At 51.6% G+C, this 24,977-nt stretch carries 19 protein-coding genes, 3 pseudogenes and 1 other annotated feature; of the genes and pseudogenes, 6 read left to right on the top strand and 16 right to left on the bottom strand.

What is annotated here, in order from left to right; translation table 11 throughout:
- Positions 1–67 precede the first annotated feature (67 nt).
- From SR894_RS19890 to SR894_RS19875, 4 genes are all read right to left on the bottom strand, one after another.
- Entirely contained in the window at positions 68–1,549 is a 1,482-nt protein-coding gene (locus tag SR894_RS19890) for an NAD-dependent succinate-semialdehyde dehydrogenase (protein WP_223289196.1), read from the bottom strand.
- 24 nt (positions 1,550–1,573) lie between these two features.
- The gene (locus tag SR894_RS19885) at positions 1,574–2,842 is read right to left on the bottom strand and encodes an aminotransferase family protein (RefSeq protein ID WP_223289197.1); all 1,269 of its coding nucleotides are present in this window, start codon (positions 2,840–2,842) and stop codon (positions 1,574–1,576) included.
- Positions 2,843–3,788: 946 nt separating this feature from the next.
- The gene (locus SR894_RS19880; protein ID WP_246638321.1) at positions 3,789–4,013 is read right to left on the bottom strand and encodes a hypothetical protein; all 225 of its coding nucleotides are present in this window, start codon (positions 4,011–4,013) and stop codon (positions 3,789–3,791) included.
- Positions 4,014–4,179: 166 nt separating this feature from the next.
- The gene (locus SR894_RS19875) at positions 4,180–5,124 is read right to left on the bottom strand and encodes an IS5 family transposase (protein WP_153844212.1); all 945 of its coding nucleotides are present in this window, start codon (positions 5,122–5,124) and stop codon (positions 4,180–4,182) included.
- Positions 5,125–5,525: 401 nt separating this feature from the next.
- Between SR894_RS19875 and SR894_RS19870 the strand changes: the two genes are divergently transcribed.
- Together SR894_RS19870 and SR894_RS19865 are read left to right on the top strand one after the other, a co-directional pair.
- Positions 5,526–7,217 carry a methyl-accepting chemotaxis protein gene (locus SR894_RS19870; RefSeq protein WP_223289234.1) on the top strand — a complete coding sequence of 564 codons (1,692 nt, stop codon included), beginning with the start codon at positions 5,526–5,528 and terminating at the stop codon, positions 7,215–7,217.
- Between the two features lie 214 nt (positions 7,218–7,431).
- Positions 7,432–8,010, top strand: a pseudogene (locus SR894_RS19865) (tyrosine-type recombinase/integrase); the annotation flags it as partial.
- On the opposite strand, the gene SR894_RS23015 reads toward SR894_RS19865, so the two are convergent.
- The 3 genes from SR894_RS23015 to SR894_RS19855 form a co-directional block, all read right to left on the bottom strand.
- Complete coding sequence (locus SR894_RS23015; protein ID WP_479694301.1) at positions 7,984–8,082, bottom strand: hypothetical protein; 99 nt, start codon at positions 8,080–8,082, stop codon at positions 7,984–7,986. The pseudogene SR894_RS19865 and the gene SR894_RS23015 overlap by 27 nt on opposite strands.
- 263 nt (positions 8,083–8,345) lie before the next feature.
- Entirely contained in the window at positions 8,346–8,891 is a 546-nt protein-coding gene (locus SR894_RS19860) for a cysteine hydrolase family protein (protein WP_223289236.1), read from the bottom strand.
- Positions 8,892–9,023: 132 nt separating this feature from the next.
- Positions 9,024–9,902 (bottom strand): MBL fold metallo-hydrolase, encoded by an 879-nt coding sequence (locus SR894_RS19855; protein ID WP_223289237.1) that lies wholly within the window; start codon positions 9,900–9,902, stop codon positions 9,024–9,026.
- 146 nt (positions 9,903–10,048) lie between these two features.
- Between SR894_RS19855 and SR894_RS19850 the strand changes: the two genes are divergently transcribed.
- Positions 10,049–11,002 carry a GlxA family transcriptional regulator gene (locus SR894_RS19850; protein WP_223289238.1) on the top strand — a complete coding sequence of 318 codons (954 nt, stop codon included), beginning with the start codon at positions 10,049–10,051 and terminating at the stop codon, positions 11,000–11,002.
- Positions 11,003–11,241: 239 nt separating this feature from the next.
- Here SR894_RS19850 and SR894_RS19845 read toward each other — a convergent pair.
- Positions 11,242–12,458 (bottom strand): IS3 family transposase gene (locus SR894_RS19845; RefSeq protein WP_159342931.1). Its coding sequence is split into 2 segments (ribosomal slippage): positions 11,242–12,173 and positions 12,173–12,458, totalling 1,218 coding nucleotides; the frame shifts between segments, so codons are not numbered across the junction.
- Positions 12,067–12,183 (bottom strand) — a sequence feature (AL1L pseudoknot). It overlaps the preceding gene by 117 nt.
- Before the next feature lie 57 nt (positions 12,459–12,515).
- Between SR894_RS19845 and SR894_RS22995 the strand changes: the two genes are divergently transcribed.
- Complete coding sequence (locus tag SR894_RS22995; protein ID WP_246638328.1) at positions 12,516–12,740, top strand: diguanylate cyclase domain-containing protein; 225 nt, start codon at positions 12,516–12,518, stop codon at positions 12,738–12,740.
- Between the two features lie 116 nt (positions 12,741–12,856).
- Here SR894_RS22995 and SR894_RS19840 read toward each other — a convergent pair whose 3' ends face one another.
- A complete protein-coding gene (locus SR894_RS19840; protein ID WP_223289243.1) occupies positions 12,857–13,684 on the bottom strand; it encodes a PDZ domain-containing protein in 828 nt (275 codons plus the stop codon).
- Positions 13,685–13,880: 196 nt separating this feature from the next.
- Between SR894_RS19840 and SR894_RS19835 the strand changes: the two are divergent.
- A pseudogene (locus SR894_RS19835) lies at positions 13,881–14,968 on the top strand (IS3 family transposase).
- 429 nt (positions 14,969–15,397) lie between these two features.
- Here the strand turns inward: SR894_RS19835 and SR894_RS19830 are convergent.
- The 4 genes and pseudogenes from SR894_RS19830 to SR894_RS19805 form a co-directional block, all read right to left on the bottom strand.
- Positions 15,398–16,717 carry an IS1380 family transposase gene (locus SR894_RS19830; protein ID WP_031218338.1) on the bottom strand — a complete coding sequence of 440 codons (1,320 nt, stop codon included), beginning with the start codon at positions 16,715–16,717 and terminating at the stop codon, positions 15,398–15,400.
- 848 nt (positions 16,718–17,565) lie between these two features.
- Positions 17,566–18,558 (bottom strand): annotated as a pseudogene (locus SR894_RS22990) (IS30 family transposase).
- Between the two features lie 164 nt (positions 18,559–18,722).
- Positions 18,723–19,232 (bottom strand): hypothetical protein, encoded by a 510-nt coding sequence (locus tag SR894_RS19810; RefSeq protein WP_133731913.1) that lies wholly within the window; start codon positions 19,230–19,232, stop codon positions 18,723–18,725.
- Between the two features lie 66 nt (positions 19,233–19,298).
- The gene (locus SR894_RS19805) at positions 19,299–19,856 is read right to left on the bottom strand and encodes a hypothetical protein (protein ID WP_133731914.1); all 558 of its coding nucleotides are present in this window, start codon (positions 19,854–19,856) and stop codon (positions 19,299–19,301) included.
- A 223-nt stretch (positions 19,857–20,079) separates the two neighbouring features.
- On the opposite strand from SR894_RS19805, the gene SR894_RS19800 reads away from it, so the two are divergent.
- The gene (locus SR894_RS19800) at positions 20,080–20,238 is read left to right on the top strand and encodes a hypothetical protein (RefSeq protein WP_166650383.1); all 159 of its coding nucleotides are present in this window, start codon (positions 20,080–20,082) and stop codon (positions 20,236–20,238) included.
- Positions 20,239–20,775: 537 nt separating this feature from the next.
- Here SR894_RS19800 and SR894_RS19795 read toward each other — a convergent pair.
- From SR894_RS19795 to SR894_RS19785, 3 genes are all read right to left on the bottom strand, one after another.
- Positions 20,776–21,663, bottom strand: coding sequence for a LysR substrate-binding domain-containing protein (locus SR894_RS19795; protein ID WP_133731915.1), 888 nt, complete (start codon positions 21,661–21,663; stop codon positions 20,776–20,778).
- A gap of 74 nt (positions 21,664–21,737) precedes the next feature.
- Complete coding sequence (locus SR894_RS19790) at positions 21,738–23,594, bottom strand: TRAP transporter permease (RefSeq protein WP_280070432.1); 1,857 nt, start codon at positions 23,592–23,594, stop codon at positions 21,738–21,740.
- Between the two features lie 156 nt (positions 23,595–23,750).
- On the bottom strand, positions 23,751–24,746 hold the full coding sequence (locus SR894_RS19785; RefSeq protein ID WP_133731917.1) for a TAXI family TRAP transporter solute-binding subunit: 996 nt from the start codon (positions 24,744–24,746) through the stop codon (positions 23,751–23,753).
- Positions 24,747–24,977: the final 231 nt, after the last annotated feature.

Below are 24,977 nucleotides of genomic sequence, written 5' to 3'. Positions count from 1 at the left end.
TCCTATGCAGGGTACCCGGGAAGAACAAGGTCCTGATGGTAGTCAGGACCTTGTTCACGGGAAGTGCTTACACGGTGGGTCGCCGCGCTATATTGTAGTAACGAATCTCCTGGTACTCTTCTAGCCCTTCGTGGCTGCCTTCGCGGCCAAGACCGGACTGCTTCATGCCACCAAACGGCGCAGCCGGATTGGAGGGTACCCCGTTGTTGATGCCAACCAGCCCGGTTTCCAGTTCGTCGGCAACATTGAGTGCACGGTCGAGGTTTTCTGTGAAAACGTAGCCGGCCAGCCCGAACGGCGTATCGTTTGCTCGCGATACCACCTCTTCCTGCGTTGAGAAGCGGGAAATGGCCGCGATGGGGCCGAAGATTTCAGTGTTCGCGATTCTGGCCTCAGCTGGCACGTTATCGAGCACAGTCGGGGCAAAGAAGTAGCCGTTGCCTTCAGGGGCTTGTCCTCCGGTGCGCAGATTGGCACCGTGCGCAATGGCATCACTGACAAGATGCTGAAAGTTGTTGACAGCATTACGGTTGATCACCGGCCCCAGACCAACCCCCTCGGCGATGGCATTGCCGACCACGACCTCGGACATCCGCTTACTGAAGGCCTCGACGAAAGCGTCGGCAATACCGTCTTGCACATAGAAGCGGTTTGCCGCCACGCAGGATTGCCCCCCATTGCGCAGTTTCGCCAGTATCGCCCCGTCCACGGCGCGCTCGAGGTCGGCGTCGTCGAAGACGATGAGCGGGGCATTACCCCCTAGTTCCATCGAGCTCTTGACGATGTTTTTAGCCGCAAGCCCCATAAGAGTGCTGCCCACACTGGTGGAGCCGGTGAACGAAATCTTCCGGACCCGAGGGTCTGAGAGTACCGCTTCGCTGAAAGCGGCAGGGTTCGCTGTGGTGACCACGCGCATCAGCTCACGCGGCACGCCGGCTTCCGCCATCAGCTCGACGGTCAGCAGGGTGGTCAATGGAGTCAGGGCCGCTGGCTTGATCACGGATGCGCAACCGGTGGCAATTGCTGGAGCGATCTTGCGCGTGATCATCGCCATGGGGAAATTCCACGGAGCAATGAGCAGTGCCAGGCCCACAGGAGCGCGTCGTGTCAGTATCGTCGAGCCTCCAGCTGGATTCTCACGATACTCTCCGGCCGGGCGCAGCAACTCTTCAGCATACCATCGTACGTAATCGGCGGCATACTGCACCTCGCCTTGGGCCTCTGCCAGCGGTTTTCCCATCTCGCGACTGATGACATAGGCCAGGCGCTGCTGGTTGGCGATAAGTACCGAATAGACGTTGTGCAGGGTGTCGGAACGCAGCCGTGGCGTCGTCTTCGCCCAAGTGCGGCCCGCCTTGTCGGCTATCGCTACCTCAGCCAGGGCTTCTTGTGGCGTCATGCTGGGCAGGGTAGCGATGCGCTCCTCCGTGGAAGGGTCGAGGACGGCAAATTCATTGTCGCCGGGTGCATGCTTGCTATAGCCGGGCAAGCTCTTCAGTGCTTCATCGGAAGCGGCTAGGCGCTCCGGTGATGGGGTTGGTAGCTGCATGGTATTAACCTCTTAGTTTTTAACTTATGCCGAGGCCCGGGCCTTGCCTGACCGAATGTCGTCAAGTACATGTCGAACTCCGTTGACGAGGTCGCGCACTTCCTGATCTGTAGTGATAAAGGGCGGACTGATCTGCACGGCGTTACCCCGCAACGGGCGAGTAATGAAGCCTAGGTCGAGAATCTGGTCGGTGACCCATTCCGCCTGGACTTCATCATGCAGCTCGATTGCGCCCAGAAAGCCACCGACACGTGTGGTTGCCACGAGGTCATGAGATTCGATTGCCGCGAGCTCACCGGCCAGTATTCGTTCAAGCGCTGCCGAGCGCTCCACCAAACCTTCGCGTTCAAGGATTTCTAGGTTTTTCATCGCTAATGCGGCGGTAACGGGATGGCCTGAATAAGTAGTGCCATGACGGTATATCGGTGAGGCGGCCCCTTGTTCAAAGAACGGCTGCCACACGCGAGGGGCAACGAATACCCCGCCCAGAGCGGCATAGCCGGAGGTTACGCCTTTAGCAAAAGTGATGATATCCGGCTGCAGCGCATAGCGGGATGAGGCAAACATAGTGCCGGTTCGCCCGAAGCCGGTGATCACCTCATCGGCGATAAACAGAATATTGTTCTCATGGCACAGCCGCTGAATTTCCGCGAAGTAGCCTTCGTGCGGGGGGTGCACCCCTCCGGTTCCCATCACTGGCTCTGCGATATAGGCAGCGATGTTTTCCGCACCGATACGTTCGATTGCCTCGGCAAATGCCTCTGTGGAGTGCTTGTCGATCCGCTCGGTGCCATCGACCAGAGAATCCGAACCGTAACCTTCACGGTTAAAGTCGAGGCCGGCGACGCTGGTGCCATAAGCGTGGAGCCCATGGTAGGAGTGCTCCCGGCTGATGATGACCTTCTTCGATGTGCAGCCTACCTGGTTCCAGTAGCGGCGCGCCAACTTCAACGCCACGTCAATGGAATCAGAACCGCCGCTGTTCAAGATCATTTTGGCATCGTCGATGGGGGCCATGCTAACGAGCATTTCCGCAAGCTCTACGGCCCGGTTATTCGTGTAGCGACCAAACACATGGTAGGAGTCGAGCGTCTTCATCTGCTCGTAGGCGACTTTCGCCATCTCTTCGCGACCGTGGCCGATATTGGCATACCACAGAGAAGCGGTGCCATCGAAGAGTTTGGCGCCCGTATCCGTAGTGAGGTAGGAGCCTTTCGCGGAGACCACCTGGATCTGTCGGCCGATCACCGAGGGCATGTGTGCTTGCGCACTCCACAAAGCCGGAGTTGTCATTCTGTCACCTATCGGGGTTGAGCTGAAACTAAGAAATTGTTGTGCAACTGTCCTTCACTAGAAATTGTACTACTGTATTACAATTTGTCTAGCGAAGCGGCGTCTCAGGGTGTGATGGTTAATCATGAGACGTATTTGTTGTTTGTCACTGACGGTGCAAAGCGTCCTCACAGGACTGACCCCCATTATCGGCCAGCATGGTGTGGACTCGTCAGGCAATACCCCAGCGTCGCTTCGAGAAAAAGCGACGATCGATCTAGTCATTTGGCGATACAGGCGTGCATGTACATGCTTGGATGTCTGAACCACTGCGACAAACAGATAGGCTTTGCCCACGCCGTTACGGATCTCATTGATCGTTCAGGTAGCCGGTTGGGTACCGCTTGAAGGGCTTCTACTCACGCTTTTGGTGGCAATTTCTCTGCAGTTGGCTAACTCTTTATCGCTGGTAAAGGCGGTGCAGGCTCATTCGGGGCGGTGAGGGGAATTCCCGCTGAAGCGCATGGAGACAGTCATCCAGCGGTAGCAGCGCTTATTGCCGAAAAGTGACAGCAGCAGTTTCTCCCAATGGCGTAAGCGACGTGGAACGAAGTGTTGTTGGTCCCATGCGAGTTTCCTCGACAGCATCTCGGTGACACCACTTGCACACGGTCTAGGGGCTGACGCCGTACGTCGACCCAACGTAGCGATTGATTTCGTCGATCGCTCTATTTCCGTTCGGATGGCGTATGTGGTGGCGCCGACGCCACCCCCTGATTGAGTAGCGCTACACTTTAGAGTCCGATCCTATGCGTAAGGAGATTGGACATGAAGAAGCGTTTTAGCGAAGAACAGATCATTGGTTTCCTGGGCGAAGCCGTGGCGGGCTCCCCAAAAGAAGAGCGCGGCAGGGGCGCCGCGCTTGTATGCTTTATCAGACCGGAGGACATAAATTATTACCGGGTTTCTATGCCGTCGACTGACTCTTCTTGCGGCGGGACAGTCGTGAAAAGAGTGGCGTAAGAATGACCAGTAGAATCATGACAATAAGCACCTTCGACGTTGTATTCGCTGCCAAGGCTGTCCAATCGCCGCCACCAATACGCAGAGCCAGTCGCAGGTTCTGCTCGGCGAAGCCCCCGAGAATTAGGCCCAGCACGACGGGGGGCAATGGGAACTTCAGTTTGTCCATAAAGTAGCCGATAAAACCGAAGCCTAGGGAAGGTCTGAATAACTGCCGATATTCATCAACGCTTACTTGAGCCGACAAAAAATCGAAAATTCAGACACTCTTCTCCCTTTCTTTGTGTATTTTTGCTCCTTTCCCGCTCATTGAGCGGGAAAGGAGCGCAATCGCCTTATTCCCATAGGTATTTCTCACTGATCAGCAGGTTGCTGAACGCCGCCAGCAAGTGCAGGCGCTGAGTGTTTTTGGCCAGTCCACGATAGCGAGCCTTGCCATAACCAAAAACTTGTTTGATGTACCGAAAGGGGTGCTCCACCTTGGCACGGATACTGGCTTTGATGTTTTCGACTTTCTGTCGCCTGGCATCTAGCTTCTTGCGGGTGCCAGGCCGTTTGGCAATATACCAAGAGATATCGTTGCGGTGCTTGTGCTCGTCGCGTTTTTGAATACCCAGGTAACCGGCATCACCGAAGACGCGTTGCTCTTCACCGTGAAGGAGCTTATCGGCAGGCACAATGTCATGGACATTGGCAGCCGTGGTCTCGATGCTGTGAATCAACCCAAGCTTATCGTCGACACCTATATGCATTTTCATGCCAAAGTGCCAAGAGCTACCTTTTTTAGTCTGGTGCATTTCCGGATCGCGCTCGCCTTTTTTGTTTTTGGTGGAACTAGGCGCAGAGATGATAGTGGCATCGACAATGCTCCCTTCGCGCAGCATCAGGCCATTTTTCTCTAGGTGGTTGTTCACTTCCTGGAACAGCACCTTGCCAAGGCCGTGGTGTTCCAGAAAATGGCGAAACTTGAGAATCGTGGTTTCGTCCGGCAATCGGTCTAGTTTCAAACCGGCGAATTGGCGCATGGACTCGATCTCGTAGAGGGCGTCTTCCATGGCCGGATCGCTCAGGTTGTAAAACAACTGCATGCAATGGACGCGGAGCATGGCAGACAACGGATACGGAGGCCGCCCGCTCTCGCCCTTGGGGTAATAACGGGCTATCTTCTTCTCCAGCTGCGTCCAGGGGATCAGCTTGTCCATCCGCTCCAGAAAGAGTTCGCGGCGAGTCTTTCTCTTCTTGTTCTGGTACTCGGCTTCGGAGAAGGTGATTTGATCCATGGCAGCACTGAATCCTATGCAGTTGACGATAGCCGTATTATCACTGATGGCAGTGACTTTTTCAGAGCTTCCTTAGTACTCGACAGCAGCAGCTCTGCAATGTGGTAAAGAAAAATTTAGAAATTTGAAACCCAACACCTATTGCCATCACTAAACGCACCGTTTTCTTGGTGAGTTTGTTTATTGAATCCAACCAAACGCCCCGCCCGAAAAACCAATGAAAAATTGACCTAGATCAAAAATACAAAATTATTGTTTTTTAATTATTCATGTTCGGATGGCTCCTGCCGATAGTGAATTTACTTGCATAAAAAACGCGTTTCAATTGCATGTTATTGAATTGCACCTTCCCTTGGCTGGATACATTCGTTACCGATTGATCCCCTATCTAAGAGCGGAAAATGAATAACGTATTGAAAAACCTCTCCGTTAAGTCAGGATTAACGACTGTTCTTGGCTTGTTTACTGCCCTGATCCTGCTTGTCGCTGCGTTGGGCTACCAATCCAGCTCTCTAGGTGCTAGTTCGATTGATGAACTTAACAGCATCAATGTTAAGCAGTTGAACGCGATTAACCGTGCTCAAGTGAATATCGCTGACACCCAGCTTTTTTTCATGAATCACCTCGACGCTTTGAACGAAGGGGAACGGGCTCTGGCGGAAGCCCATCTAGAAAAAGCAGGCCAAATGCTGCAACGAGCCCAACAGCGTTTTGAAGCCTTCGCAGCGGTACCGAAGTCAGAGCTAGGTAAACCCTATGCCGAAGCGATAGAAGCTGCTTTTAATCAGCTATTGACCCTCGGTTTAGAACCACAGTACGAGGCATTGGAGCGTAATAGTGAAAGCGCCTTTCGTGCGGCTAAACGTGAAGGTGACCAGCTCAACCTAGCCTATATACAAGCTAATGAAGCCTTCATCGATTATGCCAGTTCACGTGGTCAGAACCTTATGGTCGACTACCGATCAACCATATCCACGTATAGTTATATTGGACTGGCTGCATTGCTACTGGTTGTCTTTTGTGTCGTCTTGGTTCGGGTAGGCATGATGCGTGTTGTCATTCGTCCCCTTCATGAAGCCGTGCAGCATTTTGAGCAGATTGCTAAGGGAGACCTTTCGCACAAGATCGCCGATCGTGGTCGAAACGAAATTGGCCAACTGTTCGCAGCCATGCAGCATATGCAGACAGGGCTTTATCAAACCGTTTCAACTGTGCGTGACAGTAGTGAGTCCATCCACATCGGCGCACGTGAAATTTCCGGTGGCAATGCCGACCTATCATCGCGTACTGAGCAGCAAGCAGCTTCACTAGAAGAGACGGCTGCCAGCATGGAACAGCTAACCGCCACAGTGAAACAAAACTCAGATAACGCTCGACAGGGAAGCACTTTAGCTAGTGAGGCTTCTGCTACAGCAGCACGTGGTGGAGATGCCGTTGATCAAGTGGTCGTGACAATGCACGGCATAGCGGAAAGCTCTAAAAAGGTAAGAGACATCATTGGCGTGATCGACTCGATTGCCTTTCAGACCAATATTCTGGCGCTCAATGCCTCTGTTGAAGCAGCCCGTGCGGGGGAGCAAGGACGAGGTTTCGCCGTTGTAGCGACTGAAGTTCGCAATCTCGCTAGCCGTAGTGCTGATGCAGCTAAAGAAATTAGGGCGTTAATCGAAACATCGGCTGGTCAGGTTGACCAGGGCTCAACCCTAGTGGAAGGAGCAGGCCAAACGATGGAAGATATTATGGCTGCTGTGAAGCGTGTTGCCGATATTATGGATGAAATTTCTGCCGCTTCGATGGAGCAAAGCGACGGGATTGAGCAGGTCAATCAAGCTGTGTCACAGATGGACGAGGTTACTCAGCAGAACGCAGCTCTCGTTCAGGAATCTGCTACAGCGGCATCGTCTCTTGAAGAGCAAGCAGCGCAGCTTGAATCAGCAGTCTCAACCTTTAAGCTGTCGGAGGGAGAGGTTCGAGGGCACCTTCCTGCCGGCAAACCCGTATCTAGGACAGTCTCACCTGCTATAAAGGCTCGTGCTCCAAGTGGAAGACTGGCTAGCTCTAAAACGGCAGAGCTGGAGTGGGAAGAGTTTTAAGTAAGAGCCTAACTCAAAGGCAGGTTATCGTTAGTTAGTGTTGAAACCCAGCCCCACGGCTGGGTTTCTATTTTACTCATGCTTTTCTCGCTTGATCCCGAGTTAGCGTCGCCAGCTGCATTTTCCGAAAAGACCGCTTTGGGTCGAGCACCGACTATAAATTAATCTTAGCACATGATGAGCATGAATTGAGCCATTCTTTGACCTCCACCTGATGGAGGAACATGCCATGAACGTTTTGACTGAAATCTCCTGTAAACCTACACCTTGGAATAAAGGCAAGTTGGTTGGACAGAAGGCGCCTCTGCGTCTTCGCGATATCTGGGCTATACGTGTTCGCCTACAGCTTGCTAAAAAGACGAGAGACCTCGCCCTCTTCAATTTAGCCATCGATAGTAAATTACGAGGCTGCGACCTCGTCAATTTACGAGTACGGGATATAGCTCATGGTGCGTGTATATCCCCACGAGCGATTGTGATGCAGCAAAAAACGCATCGACCTGTCCAGTTCGAAATAACCGAGCAAACGCGCATCGCTATTATCGACTGGATACAGCTGGCTCAGCTCCGAAACGAAGACTTCTTATTTCCCAGCAGAATCAATAGCGCAAAGCATCTTTCGACGCGCCAATATGCCCGTATTGTGAAAGCCTGGGTCACCGAAATAGGTCTAGATGCGTCAATTTATGGCACGCACACGATGCGCCGCACCAAAGCGTCGCTGATATACCGTCGCACGAAAAACTTAAGGGCCGTGCAGCTGCTCCTAGGTCATACGAAGCTGGAAAGCACCGTCAGATATCTTGGGATTGAAGTAGATGATGCTTTGGAAATGGCAGAACAGACAGAAGTTTGATATGGACAAACGACGGCCGATATCGGGCCGTCGTTACCCGGCCAACAGCGGACTTTCAGTTAATTCTAATTTAAATCCACCCAGCACTCGTGGCTTAGGGATCCCACCTTTGCGTCAGCGCTTGCGCAAAGATCAAAACCGAGATTGCTCAGCTCGTTCAAGTCGATTCGCGCGGGAAGCCATCAGGGGTGATCCGGTTCCCGAGTGCCGCCTTCCATCCGTGGTGCTTCTAAGGCGGCGATGAGGTGGCCACGTCGCATCGGGCTATGGCATTACCCGATATAGTGCTCCGTTGCAGTTACCGTGCCATAAGCGAATGCCAAGGCTGCCATTATCGTTGCATGAACCTGAGTCGCCGGCACCATCACGCCATCGAATTCAAGGTCCAGCGTGGCGCAGGCATCGTGGACAATCGTCGTCTTGTAACCCAAATCCGAAGCTGCACGGCTGGTTGCATCGATGCACATGTGGCTCATTGCGCCGATAATGACAACCTCCTCAATATTTTGCTGATCCAATAGCGCTTTCAAACCGGTCTCACGAAACGAGTTAGGAAAATGCTTCACTAGTACCGTTTCCTGGTCCAACGGCGCGACCACGGGATGAATGGCTACCTCTTGCGTACCGGGGGTGAAGAAAGGGATTTCTGAATCAGCAGATTCATGTTGAAAATAGACGACGAGATCTTTTACCGACCGAGCATGCTCAATGACTTTGGCTGCATTCGTTACTGCCTTCTCAATACCTTCTAGTGGCAGCTGGCCGCCAGGGAAATATTCATTCTGAATATCGACGACAATGATTGCGCGGTTACTCATGTTATCAATCCTTTTTCTGTAGTGTTTGCCAGTGCGTTTGCGCTTTGGCAAAGAAGGCGGTAGGTAGACGAGCAAGCCTTCAATAAGCTGATAGGAAGAAGCGGGCCGTCATAAAAGAAGCGGCCCTTGAGATTAAAAGGAGGTGACTTCGCCATCGGAAGGAATCAATACGTGATCTTGAATTCCCTCTTTCTGCACGTAATCGGCCAGTTCGTCACGGCTTAATGTCATATGATTCACGGCATCCATATGCACCGCGATGATGGTGGCGTTGGGGGTCGTCTTATGGGTACGTAGCGTATCTTCTTTACCCATAATGATGGGATCACCTTCGAAGCCGGTTACCTCAGCGGCGCCTGTATTCAACACGATCACCTCAGGGTTGTAGCGCTCCAGTGCCTGCTCGACTTCGTCACGCCATACGCTATCGCCGACCACATAAGTGGTTTTTTGCCCAGGGGCTTCGAAGACTACGCCCATGACGTCACCGAGCGATTGCGCCAGTTCGGGAACGGCATAGAGGGTATCGGAGCCATGCTGGCCACCCGTCTTGTGAAGCTGCACTCCGCCGAATTCGGCTCCTACATCAAGGATGCGCACATCGCTAAAACCCTGAGAGCGAATTAGCTCGGCATCGGTGGCATTCTGAGCGAATAAGGGGATGTTCTTCGGCAATAGCTCCTGCGCGGCGGCATCCCAGTGGTCGAGGTGTGTATGAGTGACTATTACGGCGTCTGTGTCGTCGACCACTTCCTCTGCCGGCATTGTCAGCTCAACCAGCGGATTACGCAGCTCGCTACGGTAAGTATCCTCGAAGCCTGGATAGGCGCCCTGTTCGGCCAGCATAGGATCGATCAGGAAGGTGGTATCCCCATAGGTGATCTTCACAGTCGCATTGCGAACCTGCTGCACCTGATGCGTTGATTCTTTAGCGCTCAAGTCAGCAGATGCACTACCGGCGATGAGTGCCGTGGCTAGGACGGTAGAACTAGCGAGGGTCTTAATTAGCATCTCTATACTTCCTTCAATTCGTTGCTGGGTTAATGGTAAGTAGTTTAGAGAGGCTCAACTAACAAGAAAATTGGCCTGAATGACAGTTATCGAAACTTTTGGGCCATGATGCTATCGTTTATAAAATACATAGCAGGAGTCGCGCTTTGTCTCTACCCAACGTCGGCCTAATCCTCCACCCGCGCTTCAGTCCCTTCCATTTCTCCGTGCCCTATATGGTGTTTGGTATAGCGTTGTCCGATCGCACGCTGTTCAATCTGTCCATTGTGGCACCTGGGGGAAAGTCCATGGAGGGCGAACGGGCGATGACAGTGAGGCCCGATGGCGGTTTAGAACTGTTGGATAAGATGGATATTGCGATAGTGCCTGGATGGCATGACCTGAATGAAGCACCGCCACAAGAGTTGTGTGAGGCGCTCGTCCGCTGTCATGAGCGAGGCGCCCACGTAGTGGGGCTGTGTTACGGCACCTATGCACTGGCTTACGCCGGGCTATTGGATGGCAGGCGGGCGTCAACCCACTGGATGGCCGAGCAGGACTTTAGTGGCCGCTTTCCTAAAGTTAAGCTGGACACCAATGCGCTCTATGTGGAGGAAGATCGTCTAGTGACGTCTGCCGGTACCGCTGCTGGCCTGGACTGTTGCTTATTCCTGGTACGCGAATACTATAGCGCGCAGGTTGCCAACAAGGTAGCTCGTGCCATGATAGTCCCACCACATCGGGAAGGTGGGCAGGCGCAGTTCATAGAGCAGCCTGTAGCCGCCTCAACACAAGATGCTCATATCAATCGCCTGCTCGACTATCTGCGAGAAAACTTGTCGGCATCGCACACTATCGATGAGCTTGCTGCTCGCACCGCCATGAGCCGACGTACCTTTACGCGAAATTTCCAAAAAGCCACCGGCATGACCGTAGTGGCGTGGCTGGTGAGCGAGCGGTTACGGCGTGGGCGCGAGCTTTTGGAAACCACCTCTTTGTCGGTAGAAGCGATTGCAGAAAAGACTGGCTTTCACACAGCGACGTCTTTCCGGCAACATTTTAGGCAGCGTCATCGGGTTAGCCCACGCGATTGGCGCAAGACTTTCGGCGACATTTCTTGATTTTTGTCGGGCCTGCATTGCCCCACCCTGCTCTTGACCGCGTTCATAGATATATTGGCTTGACTTATAGGAGCCACCTCCAAGCCTTGTCGCGTTTTCGGGGCTATCCTATTGCTTAGTCAAAAGGATAATGCGACCACTGATAATATTTACTGCAGCCATCTTCTCAAAGAGACACATGAGTGCCTTGGAAGGCTGGTTGAACCGCCCCGGTTATTCCGGAGACCGGTTTGTTTGAGTCAGGCAGCTTCACCCGACTCTTCCAGTTGACGATAATACGTCCTTTCTCGTTCTGCTGGTGGAACGTTTCCGATGGGTTCCAGCAGTCGGCGGTTGTTGAACCAGTCAACCCACTCCAGCGTGGCATACTCAACGGCATCCAGTCCCCTCCATGGGCCACGATGATGGATCACCTCCGTTTTGAACAAGCCGATGATGGTTTCAGCCAGCGCATTGTCGTAGGAGTCGCCGGTGGTGCCGACTGAGGCATTGATACCCTCGTCAGCCATACGCTCGGTGTAGCGGATCGAGAGATATTGGCTTCCCCTATCACTATGATGGATCAACCCTTGTCTGTGTTTTCGTGCCCACAGAGCTTGCTCCAGAGCGTCCAGCACCAGTGCCGTTCTCATCGACGTCGCTACACGCCAACCCACGATACAGCGTGCATAAACATCGATAACGAACGCAACGTAAACGAAGCCAGACCAGGTAGCGACATAGGTAAAATCGGCCACCCAAAGCTGATTAGGACGCATAGCCGTAAAGTCACGTTTCACTAAATCAGGTGCCCGTTTCTGGCCGGGATCACTGAGGGTCGTGAAGGGGCGTTGGCCTCGCACCACGCCGCGAATTCCTAGGCGGCGCATGAGCCGTTCTACAGTGCAACGAGCAACATTAACGCCTTCACGGCGGAGTTGCCGCCAGACCTTACGGGCACCGTAGACGCAGAAGTTTTCTTCCCACACGCGCTGAATCTCAGCGGTAAGAAACGCATCCTGCCGATACCGGTCTGCCCGCCGTTCAGGATCAGCTTCAAGTGCCTTGTGGTGGTAATACGTCGATGGGGCGATTGGCAGTTGACTACAAATCGACTCGACCCCGAACTGAGCACGATGCTCGTCGATAAATGACACCATCAATTGGGTTTGCGGTCGAGCTCCGCCTGGGCGAAAAAAGCAGCCGCCTTACGGAGAATTTCATTGGCACGCTTCAATTCGGTGTTTTCACGCTCTAGCTGCTTGAGCCGTTCATGTTCAGACAGGTTAACCGAGCTGTTTTCCTGCGTGAGTTCTGTGCGTTTGCACCAGGCTCTCAAAGTCTCTGGTGTACAGCCGAACTTGCTGGCAATGGAGCAGATCGCCGCCCACTTGGACGGGTATTCGCCTTGCTGTTCAAGGACTAATCGAACAGCTCGCTCCCGGACTTCTGGGGAATATCGTTTTGGTGAGTTCATAACTCCATCCTCTCAAGATATGGAGTCTCCGGTAAAGCCGGGGCGGTTCATAATGTATTGCAGCTGAGTCAGCTTAAGGGCCTCACACTTGCGCAAGAAGAGGCACTGGACCTAAGCAAACTGGGTGTTGTAACCATCAGCATTGGCGTCGCCGTCTGGCGACCCGGCGACAGTCGCAAGAGCCTGGTCGCCCGAGCAGATCAGTCGATGTACCAGGCTAAGAAAGGTGGCCGCAACCAGGTGGTAGCCGAAGCGTCGAGCATTATTTCGCCTCCCACTTGATTCAGGACATGACAAATCCCGTCTAACCATCGACGGATCCAAACTTATCAGCTCTCTCAGATCTTCCAAGTGACGGGTGCAGTTCAAATTAGCGGTTTTTTGCTAGCTGTTCGCTTTTACGTTTCAAACTGAATATGAAGAGGGCCTGGTTTCATGTTTCTAAAATTTACCTGATGATCCCCTTTTGAGTTTATAAACTCAATCTTGTTCTCGCCATTCACTACTGCTTTAGCCGCATCCATTTCTGATAACGCTAGCTGGTCATTGATACTTAGTAGCACATAGTTCGGATGTAGTATCCCCTCTAGCTGTGAAGCGGAGTGTATACTGACAACTTTCAGCCCATCACCGGTGTTCATAGAAGTCCGAAGCTGATCCATCTGCCCTTGAATGCCATTAAAAGAAGTATGATTAAGGAATAAAGTAACTGTTTTTTCTTCACCTTCAAGCGTCAAAAATGTAATTGAATTTTCACCTGTAACGATACGATCGACTACATCATTTTCTAACGATGTGACGGGCTGACCGTTAAAGGTAATGATTATGTCCCCGGTGGAAAGGGTTTTAGAGAGAGAGCTTGTTGCGGGCACCGATGTTAACCTTAGAACACTGTTTTTTGGAGTGTTCACCTGTTTTGAGGAAGGCTGAGATAAATCGACCTCCTCCAACTGATCACATGAGTTCTGATAAATACTATTAATCATGCTAAAAATGGCTGCTAGCATCGTAAAGCTTACTGCTTGCCCTATTGCAATCGTCCATATAAATACGTTTGGCTCTGTAGAGGTTTCTGTCCGGTCAAAACTATTAAGGCGTGGCACTTCAATAAAGCCAGTGGTAGCAATAACTGCAATACCTCCCACAATTGCGAGCAGTGCAAATGTCCACGCAAGCGCGACCCAGCCGCTCCAACGCTCTCTATCCGGCATATTTTGTGCTGACATAAAAATTCCCTGTTTAGTTACCCCAATAGCGAACGTACCGCACTTCGTTAATTATGACTAGGCTTCTAGTGCCAACGACAACTGTGTTCTCGCGCGCAGGCACTTGAGCCCGACGCGCGTCATGCGGTAATCCCCCCGAAAAACCAGGATGCTCAGAAGTAGAATTTTCCGTAAGCTAAACGAAGGGAGATTCTGCATGAAAAAATCACGTTTTTCAGACAGCCAAATACTGTCAATCCTTAAGCAAGCCGAAGGCGGTGCCCCGGTTCCGGAGCTATGTCGTGAGCACGGCATGAGCAGCGCGTCCTTCTATAAGTGGCGAGCTAAATTCGGTGGTATGGATGCATCCATGGTGGCACGGCTGAAAGAGCTAGAGTATGAAAACTGACGGCTCAAGAAGATGTATGCCGAGGAACGATTGAAAGCGGACATCCTCAAGGAAACCATCGAAAAAAAGTGGTGAAGCCGTCCCGTTGCCGTGAGATGGCCCAGTAAGCCGTCATGGAAAAGCACGCCAGCATCCGCCTGTCCTGCTGGATGTTTAGCATCAGTAAAAGTGGCTATCGATACCATGCGAATCTCAGCGGCGAGAACGATCAAATCGCCGACTGGTTGATCACGCTGACGCATAACCCGAGAAACTGGGGCTTTGGCTTGTGCTTCCTGCACCTGCGTAATGTGAAAGGCTTTCGTTGGAACCATAAGCGGGTCTACCGGATTTACCGCGAGCTGGAGCTGCATCTGCGCATCAAACCGAAGAAACGGTTATTCCGCGAGAAGCCTGAGCCTTTAACGGTTCCCGAAACGATTAATAACAGTTGGTCTATGGATTTTATGCATGACCAACTGAGCGATGGTCGTCGCTACCGCCTTCTGAACGTGATCGACGGCTTTAACCGAGAAGGTCTTGGTATCGAAGTAGACATCTCGTTGCCGACTGAACGCGTTATCCGGGCGCTAGACCAGATCATTGAATGGCGTGGTAAGCCGCGCTCTATTCGTTGTGACAACGGGCCAGAATATGTCAGCGGTAAGTTATCAGCATGGGCGGAAGGTCGAGGTATTCAACTGATGTTTATCCAGCCAGGAAAGCCCCAGCAGAATGCGTTTATAGAACGCTACAATCGAACAGTGCGCTATGACTGGTTGGCCCAATACCTGTTCGAAAGTACCGAAGAGGTTCAGGATTACGCCACTCGTTGGCTCTGGCACTACAATCACGAGCGCCCTAATATGGGGCTTGGAGGGATCAGCCCTCAACAGAAACTGGCCGCTGTGGTCTGAAGTCTACTTTTGAAGCCCTCTGAAGATGGGGGGATTACCCCACGATGTGATGGCCGTAATGGCACCACGGTTAGGTAGTGGTGGTGATAAATAAGGCCTATGGCGCTTCTCAAGTAAAGCGGTATCACGGGCCATATCCCCGGCACCCATGCGTGTATTAAAACTTGTTGCCCGTCGGTCGTGCAGTGCTTGCAATCCTGTCACCGTCGTTACGCGATATAGCGCCTCAAAATCCGCCGCGGCTACGCGCTTTCAAGGCTAGCCCGGATGTTGCATCGGGTTGGTCAGCAGCACCCAAATGCCAGGTTTGGTGGCGATGATGCCGCCCAGAGCTGGAAGTTGGCTATATATTGATCAATTTCCTGAGCTCAAGGCGCATTTCCCCCTACCCCCATGTGTTTTCTGTGCCGGGGACAGCACGCCGCGGCGCTATCCCGGCACCAGCTTGCTGGCCAGCTTCAGGAAGAGGTCCTGCTCCGGGTACTGGCTGCTCAACATCAGCCGAATCGTGCGCGTGTTGCGGGTGATGACAGCGCCGATCTTCAGCAGCTTCAGGCGGAGGGTGTTGACCTGGGCCTGGGCGAAGGCGGTGCGCTTGAGGTAGACCCGGCGCAGCCGCTCCAGCAGCAGGTAGGCCAACCCCGACAGCAGCAGTCGGTACTGGTTGGGCCACCATTCGTGGCAGCTGGTGCGGTCGGAGAACAGGAACTGCTGCTCCTTGATACGGTTCTCCATCTCGCCCCGAGCACAGTAGCGGTGGTCATAGAGCCACTCGGCGCTGCAGCCGCGCAGGCTGGTGACCACATAGCGGGTGTTGAAGCCACGCCGGCTGGTCTCGGACTTGACGATGACCTTTCGTCGACGCTCCTTCCAGCTCTTGGCAGCGTACTCGATGAAGCCGAAGACACGCTCCTTCTCCCAGGTCTTCTCGAAGCGGATGGCCGACGCGTAGTCGATGTTCAGAGCCAGCTTGGCCAAGCGCTTGTTGCCGGCGAGGCCGATGATGTAATCGACGCCGTGGCGGTCACACCAGTTGAGGATCAGTGGACGGCAGAAGCCGCTGTCGCCTCGGAAGACGATCTTCACCTCAGGCCACGCCTGGCGCAGCCGCCGGACCAACAGGGCGAGGATGGCACCGGCGTGGTGAGCGGCATCCAGCGAGGCCGGACGCAGATAGCTGACCAGCAGCTGGTCGCCACAGAATACGAACAGCGGCAGGAAGATGTAGTGGTTGTAGTAGCCGTTGAAGTGCCGCCCGAGCTGCTGGCCATGCACCCGATCGTCGGTGGCATCGAAGTCGAGGTAGAGCGGTTTCTTGGGTGGCCGCCGGAACGAGCGGATGAACTGCTCGATCATCTCTTCGTGGATGGTGATCGCCCAGTCCCGGTCGGCTTGCTGCTCGAAGCGGCACAAGGTGGACTGACTGGCCAGCACGCCATCGGTATCGACGGCGGTCTGCAGGGCGATATCGTGACGCAGGGCCTGGTGGTCATTGAGATCCTCATAGCCCAGCGCCAGGCCGAACACGCGCTGCCGGACCAGGGTTTCGGTGCGATGCAGGCAGCGCTGAGCGTCGCGCTCGTCGCTGAGCCGGCGAGCGACGGCGCGGGTCAGGCCCATCTCGCGATCGAGCTGCCGCAGCAGCAGGATACCGCCGTCGGAAGTGAGATCACCGCCATCGAAACGGGCGATGACCTGACGGCCTTTGCAGCGTGGAAAGGAAGCGGACGGCGTGGTACATTTTGTCATGGCGGCTGAGGCGGTTGGTTCTTGTGTAGGAGCTTGAATTATAACCGATTTTCAGCCGCCTTTTTCATGTCTTATGCAATATCCAGGCTAGGCGTTAGAGCGTCATCAATCAGCAACAAAAAGCCCGGTCAGCGTTCACCGTCGTAATGCGCTGAGAAAATAAGCTGTTTTAAGTAAAGAGCGGTTTGATGCAGTAATAGTATCGCTGTCGACGAATCGTGCGGGGAGAGGAGACGCTTTTCCAAAGTCATCATAAAGATGTGTTATTAAACACAGGTAAGGCACTACCGCCAAAGGTCAAAATTGTCCAAAAAACAGACATTTTAAAATCACGCCATGTGACCCTTATTATGGTGGCGATGGGCAACGGTCGGTGTAAAACGGGATAAAGCGGGAAGCACTACAAACACTTATATATTTAATAAATAGCTGTTTTTATTGAATTAAATAGGCATTTATCGATGGGAAGGTTCGATAGGTAAGCTAATTCACAAGGCTTGAAATTAGCCTCCGAAGCCGAGGGTCGCAGGTTCAAATCCTGCCGGGCGCGCCAAATTTAAAAAGGGCTTACCGTTAACGCGTAAGCCTTTTTGTTTTGTGGTGAAGGTTGCTATAACCACACTAGTAACCACAAAAGGCAATCCCAAACGGTGTTAAGCGGTTTTATTCGCTAGCTCTGCTTACTCTGAAGATTTCACAGTAGACCTGTCGTTGCACTTCTCTACAGTTGTTGCGTTTTGATCATTTGAGCGTGACCGTACTAGCGATAAATCCACTGAATCAGCTCAGTAGTTCTCGTAACCTTCTTTATACTAATTAGCTTGATAACTGGTCTTTTCTTCCTGAATTCAACTAATAAGTGCAGCACCTGCGGTTTTTAGCGCCCCTGAATACTCTCCCAGGAACACTTGTGCCGGTGTCCGATACCCCAAACGTTTTCTGGGGCGGTTGTTCAACTTGGCAACGACTCTCCTCAGTTCTGAGTCGCTCACCTTTCGGAAGTCCGTCCCTTTCGGGAAATATTGGCGAATCAGGCCGTTGGTGTTTTCATTAGTGCCACGCTGGCATGAGCGGTACGGGTCGCAAAAATAGGTCTTGGCCGAGACAGCCTTGGCAACCTGTCGGTGCTCGGCGAATTCCGACCCGTTATCCAAGGTGATGGTCTGCACTGCGCCTCGGCGTGGTTTTAATAAACGGGTCATCGCTTTAGCCGTTCCAGTGGCCGTGATCCTCGACAGGCGCGCTGCCAAGAGGTAACCGCTGCGTCTCTCGGCCAGGGTCACCAAGCCAGATTCTTTGTGGCCTTTGAGCACCGTATCGCCCTCCCAATGGCCGATATGGCGCCTTTCTTCCGCTTCAGCGGGACGCTATTCAATGCCTACCCGGTGTGGAATTTTGCCCAATCCCGCATGCTTGGCCAATCGGCGCTGATAGCGCCGCTGGCGTGGTAGCCGGAGTCGCCTCCATAATTCGCCGCCGCGTTTCTTGTCGTCCCAGATTAGCGCATAGATCCACTGATGGCTGACGCAAACGCCGTTGGCATTCGCCATGAAGCCACTAATTTGCTGGGGGCTCCATTCGTCCATCAGTTGATCAGTGACCCATCAAATCAGGCTTGGCAGGCGCTTCGTCACTTTCCAGGCGGTGCGTCGGCGCTGATCACTTCTCGATTGCGCCTGTTCAGTCGCATAGCCAGTCTTAAGCCCATTGCGCTTTATCTCCCGGCTAATGGTACTGCTGTGAACCCCGATAGCCTTGGCTATTTGTCGCTGGCTGATGCCAGTCTCAAGATAAGCAAAAATTTGGTATCGTTGGGCCTGGGTCAGTTGTCGGTATCCCATGCTCTGCTTCACTTTGGTCGGTAAAGTCGAGAGGGTACCGGCGCTGTCCCTCCTTCCTCTACTGTGTGATCCAAAGTGCTGCGGTTATTCTATGAATCCAGGTTGAGTGAGTAGGGCTGTCGTTCACAGCAGTAGAAAGTGAAAGGACTTGCCAAGTAGCAGGGCTATAATTTGATAAGGCGTTGAATGATAGCTTCGATCTCTGGTATCAGTTCTTCGATTACTAAATTGTTGCCAGCACTTTTTCCCCATTCATCAAGATGATTTTGCAGACCATTAGGAACCTGCGGAAAGTGATGATGCAATAACAGGGACAGCTCACGACCCTTACTAAGAGCTTCTTCCTGATCTCTTCTAAGATTATTAGGAAGAGGCTTATTTGGTTGAGTTCTTTGGATAACGTAATTTTCGTGTTCTTTTCTTTTAATTACCGCAGCGTAGTGCTTGCATTCTTCACAAATAAATAAAGCTAGCTCTCTTTTCTCTTCAAGTGCAGCTTTCTTTTGCGCCCTTGTAGCAGCCATGTAGCTAAAATAGGCGCCGAGACCAGCACCTATTCCGGCGCCGATTAGAGTAAACAAGCCTCCAGCAAGCACTGCGTTCCAATCGGTCGGTGGCGCTTCAACAACAATTTGTAATGGTTGGCTTAGATACTCTGTCAGCAACGGCGGCATTCGCGGGGCCTCATATGAGAACGCCCGTTAAGATTAAGGCGTTGAATTATAATGGATTTATAAGACTTATTCTTGATCAATGGCTAACTTGTTATAACTGATTGGCCGCATCCTATGCATTGAGAATGTCACTGCCAAACAAGCCGCAATAGCAGCTATAGCTGGAGCCATCCAAACTTGGATCGGCATAGCATTGAAAATTATATCCCCATGAGACGTGATCAGTGTGCCCATCAGTACCTGAACAATAACGCCAATAGTGGTCAAGCTAACTGTATGCCTTGATTCATACTTAATCAGTGCCGGTCCGTAAGGCCCGAATCCGGTGTGCCCACCAAGGCCAGCTATGTCTTTAGCGTCTATTGCAGAGAACTCGGCAGCAATCGCCAACACGATAACAATAGATCCAGAGCGTTTAATCCACTCTCCAGCACCTTCTGCTTGCAGGTGATCAAAGTATAAAAATGCCTCGAAATGTAGATAGGGCATAAACCCCGCAATTACCACTAGAAATAGAGCAAGATAAATTCGTGCATTAAACTTAGTTTTGTTGCGCAAATGCTCGTGCAAGCCACTGCTTTTATTGGCAGTATGAAACGCTAGGTATGCCTCTTTCCTATCCACTAAGTTACTCCTTTTTCCGTTTTCTCTGGCGTATATGGCTAGCTTTGCCCATTCGTTATCCAGCTCATGTGCTTTTCATAATATGCCTTGGATAGCATGCCGCGCGTTAGGCCGAATCGCACCACCTTATCCCTATTGTTCTCTCGTGCGTTTTGACAGTTTGCTACCAGCGGGAGCCTAATCAATGCTCGGTGCTCATGTCGTCATAAAATAGGTTAAGGCTATGCATGCGAAGTTCTGGATCATAGGTGTCGTTATCATTGTGACAGCGGTACTTATCACCAAGGGGGTTGATAACGAAGGCGAGAAAGGCAACACCATGGTCAACGTCATTATTGGCATGTGGGCTATCGTACTGCTGGTGCTTTTCCTTATCCGATAATGCTGGATGCTCTTACTAACCTTCGTGCTTTTGAGTACAAACGACACAGCTCACACCAATGGCGATCGCGTCCAGCCACTTGTCACGGGCGTACTTGCCTCGCCACTGCACCTGATCATGACGGTCGACACCGTGGACATGGAAGACAGACTTAGCAATATCAACACCGACTCGGGAAATGGTTATGGGATGTGCTCCTAAGCGATAGGCAAGGCCGTAGCCCTCTCACTCTATCTATTATGGAGCAGCAACGCTGATGTAGGGTGGGACGGACTCCATCCCATTGGTAAGTCAGAGAGGGTACCGCTGCTGGCCCTCCTGCCTCTACCGTATGATCCAAAGTGCTGTAGTTATTCTATGAATTCAGGATTTTGAGTAGACACTTATTAATGCCGCTATAAAATATCAAACGTATGAATATATAAGCATATAAATAGCACTAATCTTTTAATAGAGATTAAATGAGGTAATTGTTGGCACAAAGCAATATCTAGTTGTTTAGCTATAATATAGCAGTGCGTAGCATTTGTACCAGTATCAATCACTAAGCTGGGTAACATGCTCTACAAAGCGTCGTACTTTGGCGAGTTCCCCTAAGTGTTCAGGGTAAACAAGATAATAAGCACTCTCACTGAGCAACCGATATGGCCAAGCGACGGTCAGTCGGCCGCCTTCCAACTCTTCATCGACGGTAAAGTGAGGTACCAGTGCAACCCCGCCGCCTGCCATTGCCGTTCGTACCAGCATAGGAAAAGTCTCGAAGCGAGTGCCATGATAGCTACGGTCAGTGATGATCTCTTGGTTTGCAAACCAATGGTGCCACGCGTCAGGGCGTGTCGAGAGGTGAAGCAGCGGTAGTTGTGTTAAGTCATCCACTGAATGGATGGGGTGCTGAGCCAGTAATTCTGGAGAAGCAACCGCGACCATGTCCTCATCAATAAGCTTATGACAAGCAAGGCTTGGCCAACTGCCATGCCCATAAAACAGAGCAATATCGATATCTTGTTGTTCAAGATCGAAATCTTTCACTCGGTCATGAAACTCCAAGCTAATGCCTGGATTGTCCGCTAGAAACGCTGGCAATTTATTTGCCAACCAACGGCTACCGAAGCTCGGTAACGTCGCGATTTTAAGAACCTCGCTATTACCGCTGTAGGTCATTATCGCTTGTGTCGACATCTCAATTTGAGTGAGCACTTTACGTACGTCACTTAAAAAAATGGCACCTTCAGGGGTTAGCAGTAGGCTGCGTCGCACGCGACGAAATAGCTTGTGTTGCAAGGTGGTTTCGAGCTGCGCGACTTGTTTGCTGACAGCACTTTGCGTGAGGTTTAGCTCGTCTGCGGCCCGAGTGAAACTCATATGGCGTGCGGCCGCTTCAAAGCACTGCATAGCCGCCGTAGAAGGAAGATTGCGTGATGCCAAACCAGGCGCTCCTGATGACCTGAAAGCCGCCCCGGTGACTAAACACCGGGGGGAAGCTAGGCTTTTATAATGGCTCATTGGGCGAGCGACGCGGCTTCCTGATATTTGTCAGGGCGGCGCGATTGAAGCCAGCCTACCGTCACCATGGCAAGTAGGCCTAAGCCGCTGGTTAGCAACTCAGGAACCACCATGGCAAGCCCTGCAACTAACAGTACCAGACGCTCCAAGAAGAAGGAATCGCGTATAAAGTAACCTAGTAGCGCGCTGCTAACGCCCATGATCCCTACAAGTGAAAAGAACAATGCGCTTAAAAGCCCTAGCGGCGTAGGTTCAACCAATACCAGCATGGGGTTATAAATGAAGGCGTAAGGAATAATGAACGCACCAATGGCCAATTTAACCGCCGTAAAGCCCGTCTTCATTGGGTTGGCTCGCGCAATGCCGGCGCCAGCGAACGCGGCCAAACAAACGGGGGGCGTAATATCGGCAATAATGCCGAAATAAAAGACAAACAAATGCACCGCCATTGGCGGGAGGCCAAACTCATTAATAAGCGCCGGTGCGGCAATCGTAGCGGTGACCACATAGTTTGCCGTTGTGGGTAATCCCATGCCTAGAACAATACAGGCGATCATCGTGAATAACAGCGCAAGTATCAAAACGCCATCAGCCAAACTAATAATGCCGGCGGCAAATTTTGACCCCATTCCTGTCATGCCTACCACGCCGGCAATAATACCCGCGCAAGCGACTGCAGCGATCACTGGTAGTGCCACGCGCGCTCCTTTTTCAAAAATCACCAATATATCTTTTAATGAGGGACGTGTTTCTTTACGCGCCAAACTGACGGCAAAAGCACATGCTATCCCCAGTAGCGCTGCTCGTTGAGCGGTAAAGCCAACGCTAATGGTCGTAATAATGACGAGCAAAGGCAGCAGCATGTAGCCTTTTGACAGCATGAGCTTACGTTTGCTGGGCAGCTGATCTTTAGGCAGGCCTAGAATGCGATGACGTTTAGCTTCGAAATGCACGCCGATAAAAATGCTAGCAAAATAGAGAATGGCGGGAATCAGCGCTGAGAACATGATTTCGCGATAAGAAACACCTACATACTCCACCATGATAAAGGCAGCCGCGCCCATCAAAGGGGGCATAATCTGACCACCAGTAGAGGCTGACGCTTCGACTGCTCCCGCTACCTCGGGCTTAAAGCGTGCATTTTTCATCATGGGTATAGTGAAAGAGCCAGAGGCTACAGTGTTGCCGATAGAGCTCCCCGAAATCATGCCCTGCAGCGAACTTGCTATGACAGCGGCTTTGCCGGCACCACCGGTAAATCGCCCGGTTAATGCAAAGGCTAAGTCATTAAAGAATCGACCTACTCCGGTATGCATCAGGACAACGCCGAAAAATAAAAACAAGAAGATAAAGCGCGCCGATATTTGTAGAGGCGTACCGAAAACGCCGCTTTCCCTGAACCATAAGTATGGAGACACCTGCTCAAGAGAGAAGCCAGGATGGGAAAGCAAAGGGCTTGGGATTAGATTGCCAAACAGCGCATATAGAATTGCCAGTGTGGCCATGACAACGATTGGCATACCAACGGTACGGCGAGTCGCTTCGAGTACAAACAGCACGCCGAGTGCCGCAATCGTTAGATCAAAGGCTGAATAGCCCGTGACCCTTGCACGTAGTACTTCTTCATAAAATAGGATTTTATAATAGGCGGCAAAAGTTGCTGCGAAGGCGAGTAGTACATCGTACCACGGCACTTCATTGCGACGGCCTGCGCCGCGGGTTGCAGGGAATAGGATAAAGATCATCCCCAAAGCAATGCCCAAGTGGACAGCGCCTTGCTGCTGTGAAGGTAGCGTACCAAAATATGCGGTGTAGAGATGAAAGCATGTCAGTGATACACCCATTAAGGTGATCAGCCATCCCCACTTGCCTAGCTGTAGTGCCGAACGTACTTGTGACTCACGATCATACTTTTCTAAAAGCGCCGCTTCGTCAGGAGTTTTTTTTTATCCACGATTAAACCTCATACATATAACGCCGCTGGCTTAGCCAGCGGCGAAAAGGGAACATCAATCGGTTAGATCACTTAGACTGTCAATGTTGGAGCGTTCACGGGTGATAATCTGAATGACTTCAGGATAGATGTGTCCGATAAAGGCGACATTATCAATAGTACCGCTTTCGAACTCACCTCTCCCCGCAATGGCATCTTGCGCAGGTGCGTGCACAGTCATCCCAAGATCCATATTGTTATCACGGATACTCACTAAGTTCTCGATTGAGGCGCCTGTTTCAATATTGGTGAAGTTTTGGTTTTCCAGGTAGCGGTTCCAAATAGTGGCCATCTCACCGCCCAGAGGGTAGTAAGTGCCACCTTGGCTACCGGTGCCTAGAATAAATTCTTCTTTGGCTTTAGTTTCGCCAAGCTCAGCGACCGGGTTATCTACGGTGAGGCCTTGTTCTTCGTAATATTTTTTAGCACCGGGATGAATGGGCAGACCTTCTGAGCCATTCAGTGCATTTTCAAGGGTGATAAACGCAGATTGAGAATGTGTGTTTTCTTCAGCATGCTCATGCATTAAGCGCGCTAGTTCATAACCTAGGTCTTCATCAATCGTATTCGTGTTGCCTACTAAAATGGCATAAGCCGTAATAGTATTTACATCTTCATTTTGAAAGGCATAACTATTAGCAGGAATTGTAAAGCGCTGATAGGCACTATTCTCTTCAATATAGTCAATAGCATCATCGCTTAAGCTGATCAGACGTGCATCGCCACTCGAGGCTTGTAAGTTCTCGATGCTGCCAGAAGGCAAACCAAGAATGCCGATAGAAATATCAATGTTGCCATCTTGTACGCCATCGAGTGCAGCACCAAACCCCTCTTGATAGGTATTGTACTTGTCGCTACCAATACCATAGGCATCAAAAAGTAGTTGAGAAACGCTTTGAGTGGTGCTGGCAGGAGGGCCAATAGCGATATTAGGTTTGCTCTCGCCACCACAGCCCGCCAACAGAAGAGTAGCGCCTACGCTGCACAGCACTTTTGAGGGGATATTTTTCATATTAACTCCTGCTAATTAAATTATTTATAATAAAATTTTGCTTAGCAATTTTCGCAATCCGACTGTCTGGGGATCGATCAGTGAAAAAGGTCGCGAAAAAGATAGCTGGCTATTGTTCACGTATGCAGCTCGACAGGCAAAAGAAATTAAGTTGCGTACGTATTCCATTTTGTCATGCCATAGGCTATTAAGAAATCCCTTATGTAAGAGATGGTTTATGCTTTTTATCTG

Source organism: Vreelandella neptunia, from assembly GCF_034479615.1.
Classification (GTDB): domain Bacteria; phylum Pseudomonadota; class Gammaproteobacteria; order Pseudomonadales; family Halomonadaceae; genus Vreelandella; species Vreelandella neptunia.
Note: the sequence above shows the minus strand (reverse complement) of the source record. Positions and strands in the feature narration are given on the sequence as shown.

What these genes read in the sequence shown, in the direction of transcription:
- SR894_RS19890 (WP_223289196.1), bottom strand. Translation starts at nt 1,549, where the DNA reads ATGCAGCTACCAACCCCATCACCGGAGCGCCTAGCCGCTTCCGATGAA.
- SR894_RS19885 (WP_223289197.1), bottom strand. Translation starts at nt 2,842, where the DNA reads ATGACAACTCCGGCTTTGTGGAGTGCGCAAGCACACATGCCCTCGGTG.
- SR894_RS19880 (WP_246638321.1), bottom strand. Translation starts at nt 4,013, where the DNA reads ATGGACAAACTGAAGTTCCCATTGCCCCCCGTCGTGCTGGGCCTAATT.
- SR894_RS19875 (WP_153844212.1), bottom strand. Translation starts at nt 5,124, where the DNA reads ATGGATCAAATCACCTTCTCCGAAGCCGAGTACCAGAACAAGAAGAGA.
- SR894_RS19870 (WP_223289234.1), top strand. Translation starts at nt 5,526, where the DNA reads ATGAATAACGTATTGAAAAACCTCTCCGTTAAGTCAGGATTAACGACT.
- SR894_RS19860 (WP_223289236.1), bottom strand. Translation starts at nt 8,891, where the DNA reads ATGAGTAACCGCGCAATCATTGTCGTCGATATTCAGAATGAATATTTC.
- SR894_RS19855 (WP_223289237.1), bottom strand. Translation starts at nt 9,902, where the DNA reads ATGCTAATTAAGACCCTCGCTAGTTCTACCGTCCTAGCCACGGCACTC.
- SR894_RS19840 (WP_223289243.1), bottom strand. Translation starts at nt 13,684, where the DNA reads ATGTCAGCACAAAATATGCCGGATAGAGAGCGTTGGAGCGGCTGGGTC.
- SR894_RS19830 (WP_031218338.1), bottom strand. Translation starts at nt 16,717, where the DNA reads ATGACAAAATGTACCACGCCGTCCGCTTCCTTTCCACGCTGCAAAGGC.
- SR894_RS19810 (WP_133731913.1), bottom strand. Translation starts at nt 19,232, where the DNA reads ATGCCGCCGTTGCTGACAGAGTATCTAAGCCAACCATTACAAATTGTT.
- SR894_RS19800 (WP_166650383.1), top strand. Translation starts at nt 20,080, where the DNA reads ATGCATGCGAAGTTCTGGATCATAGGTGTCGTTATCATTGTGACAGCG.
- SR894_RS19785 (WP_133731917.1), bottom strand. Translation starts at nt 24,746, where the DNA reads ATGAAAAATATCCCCTCAAAAGTGCTGTGCAGCGTAGGCGCTACTCTT.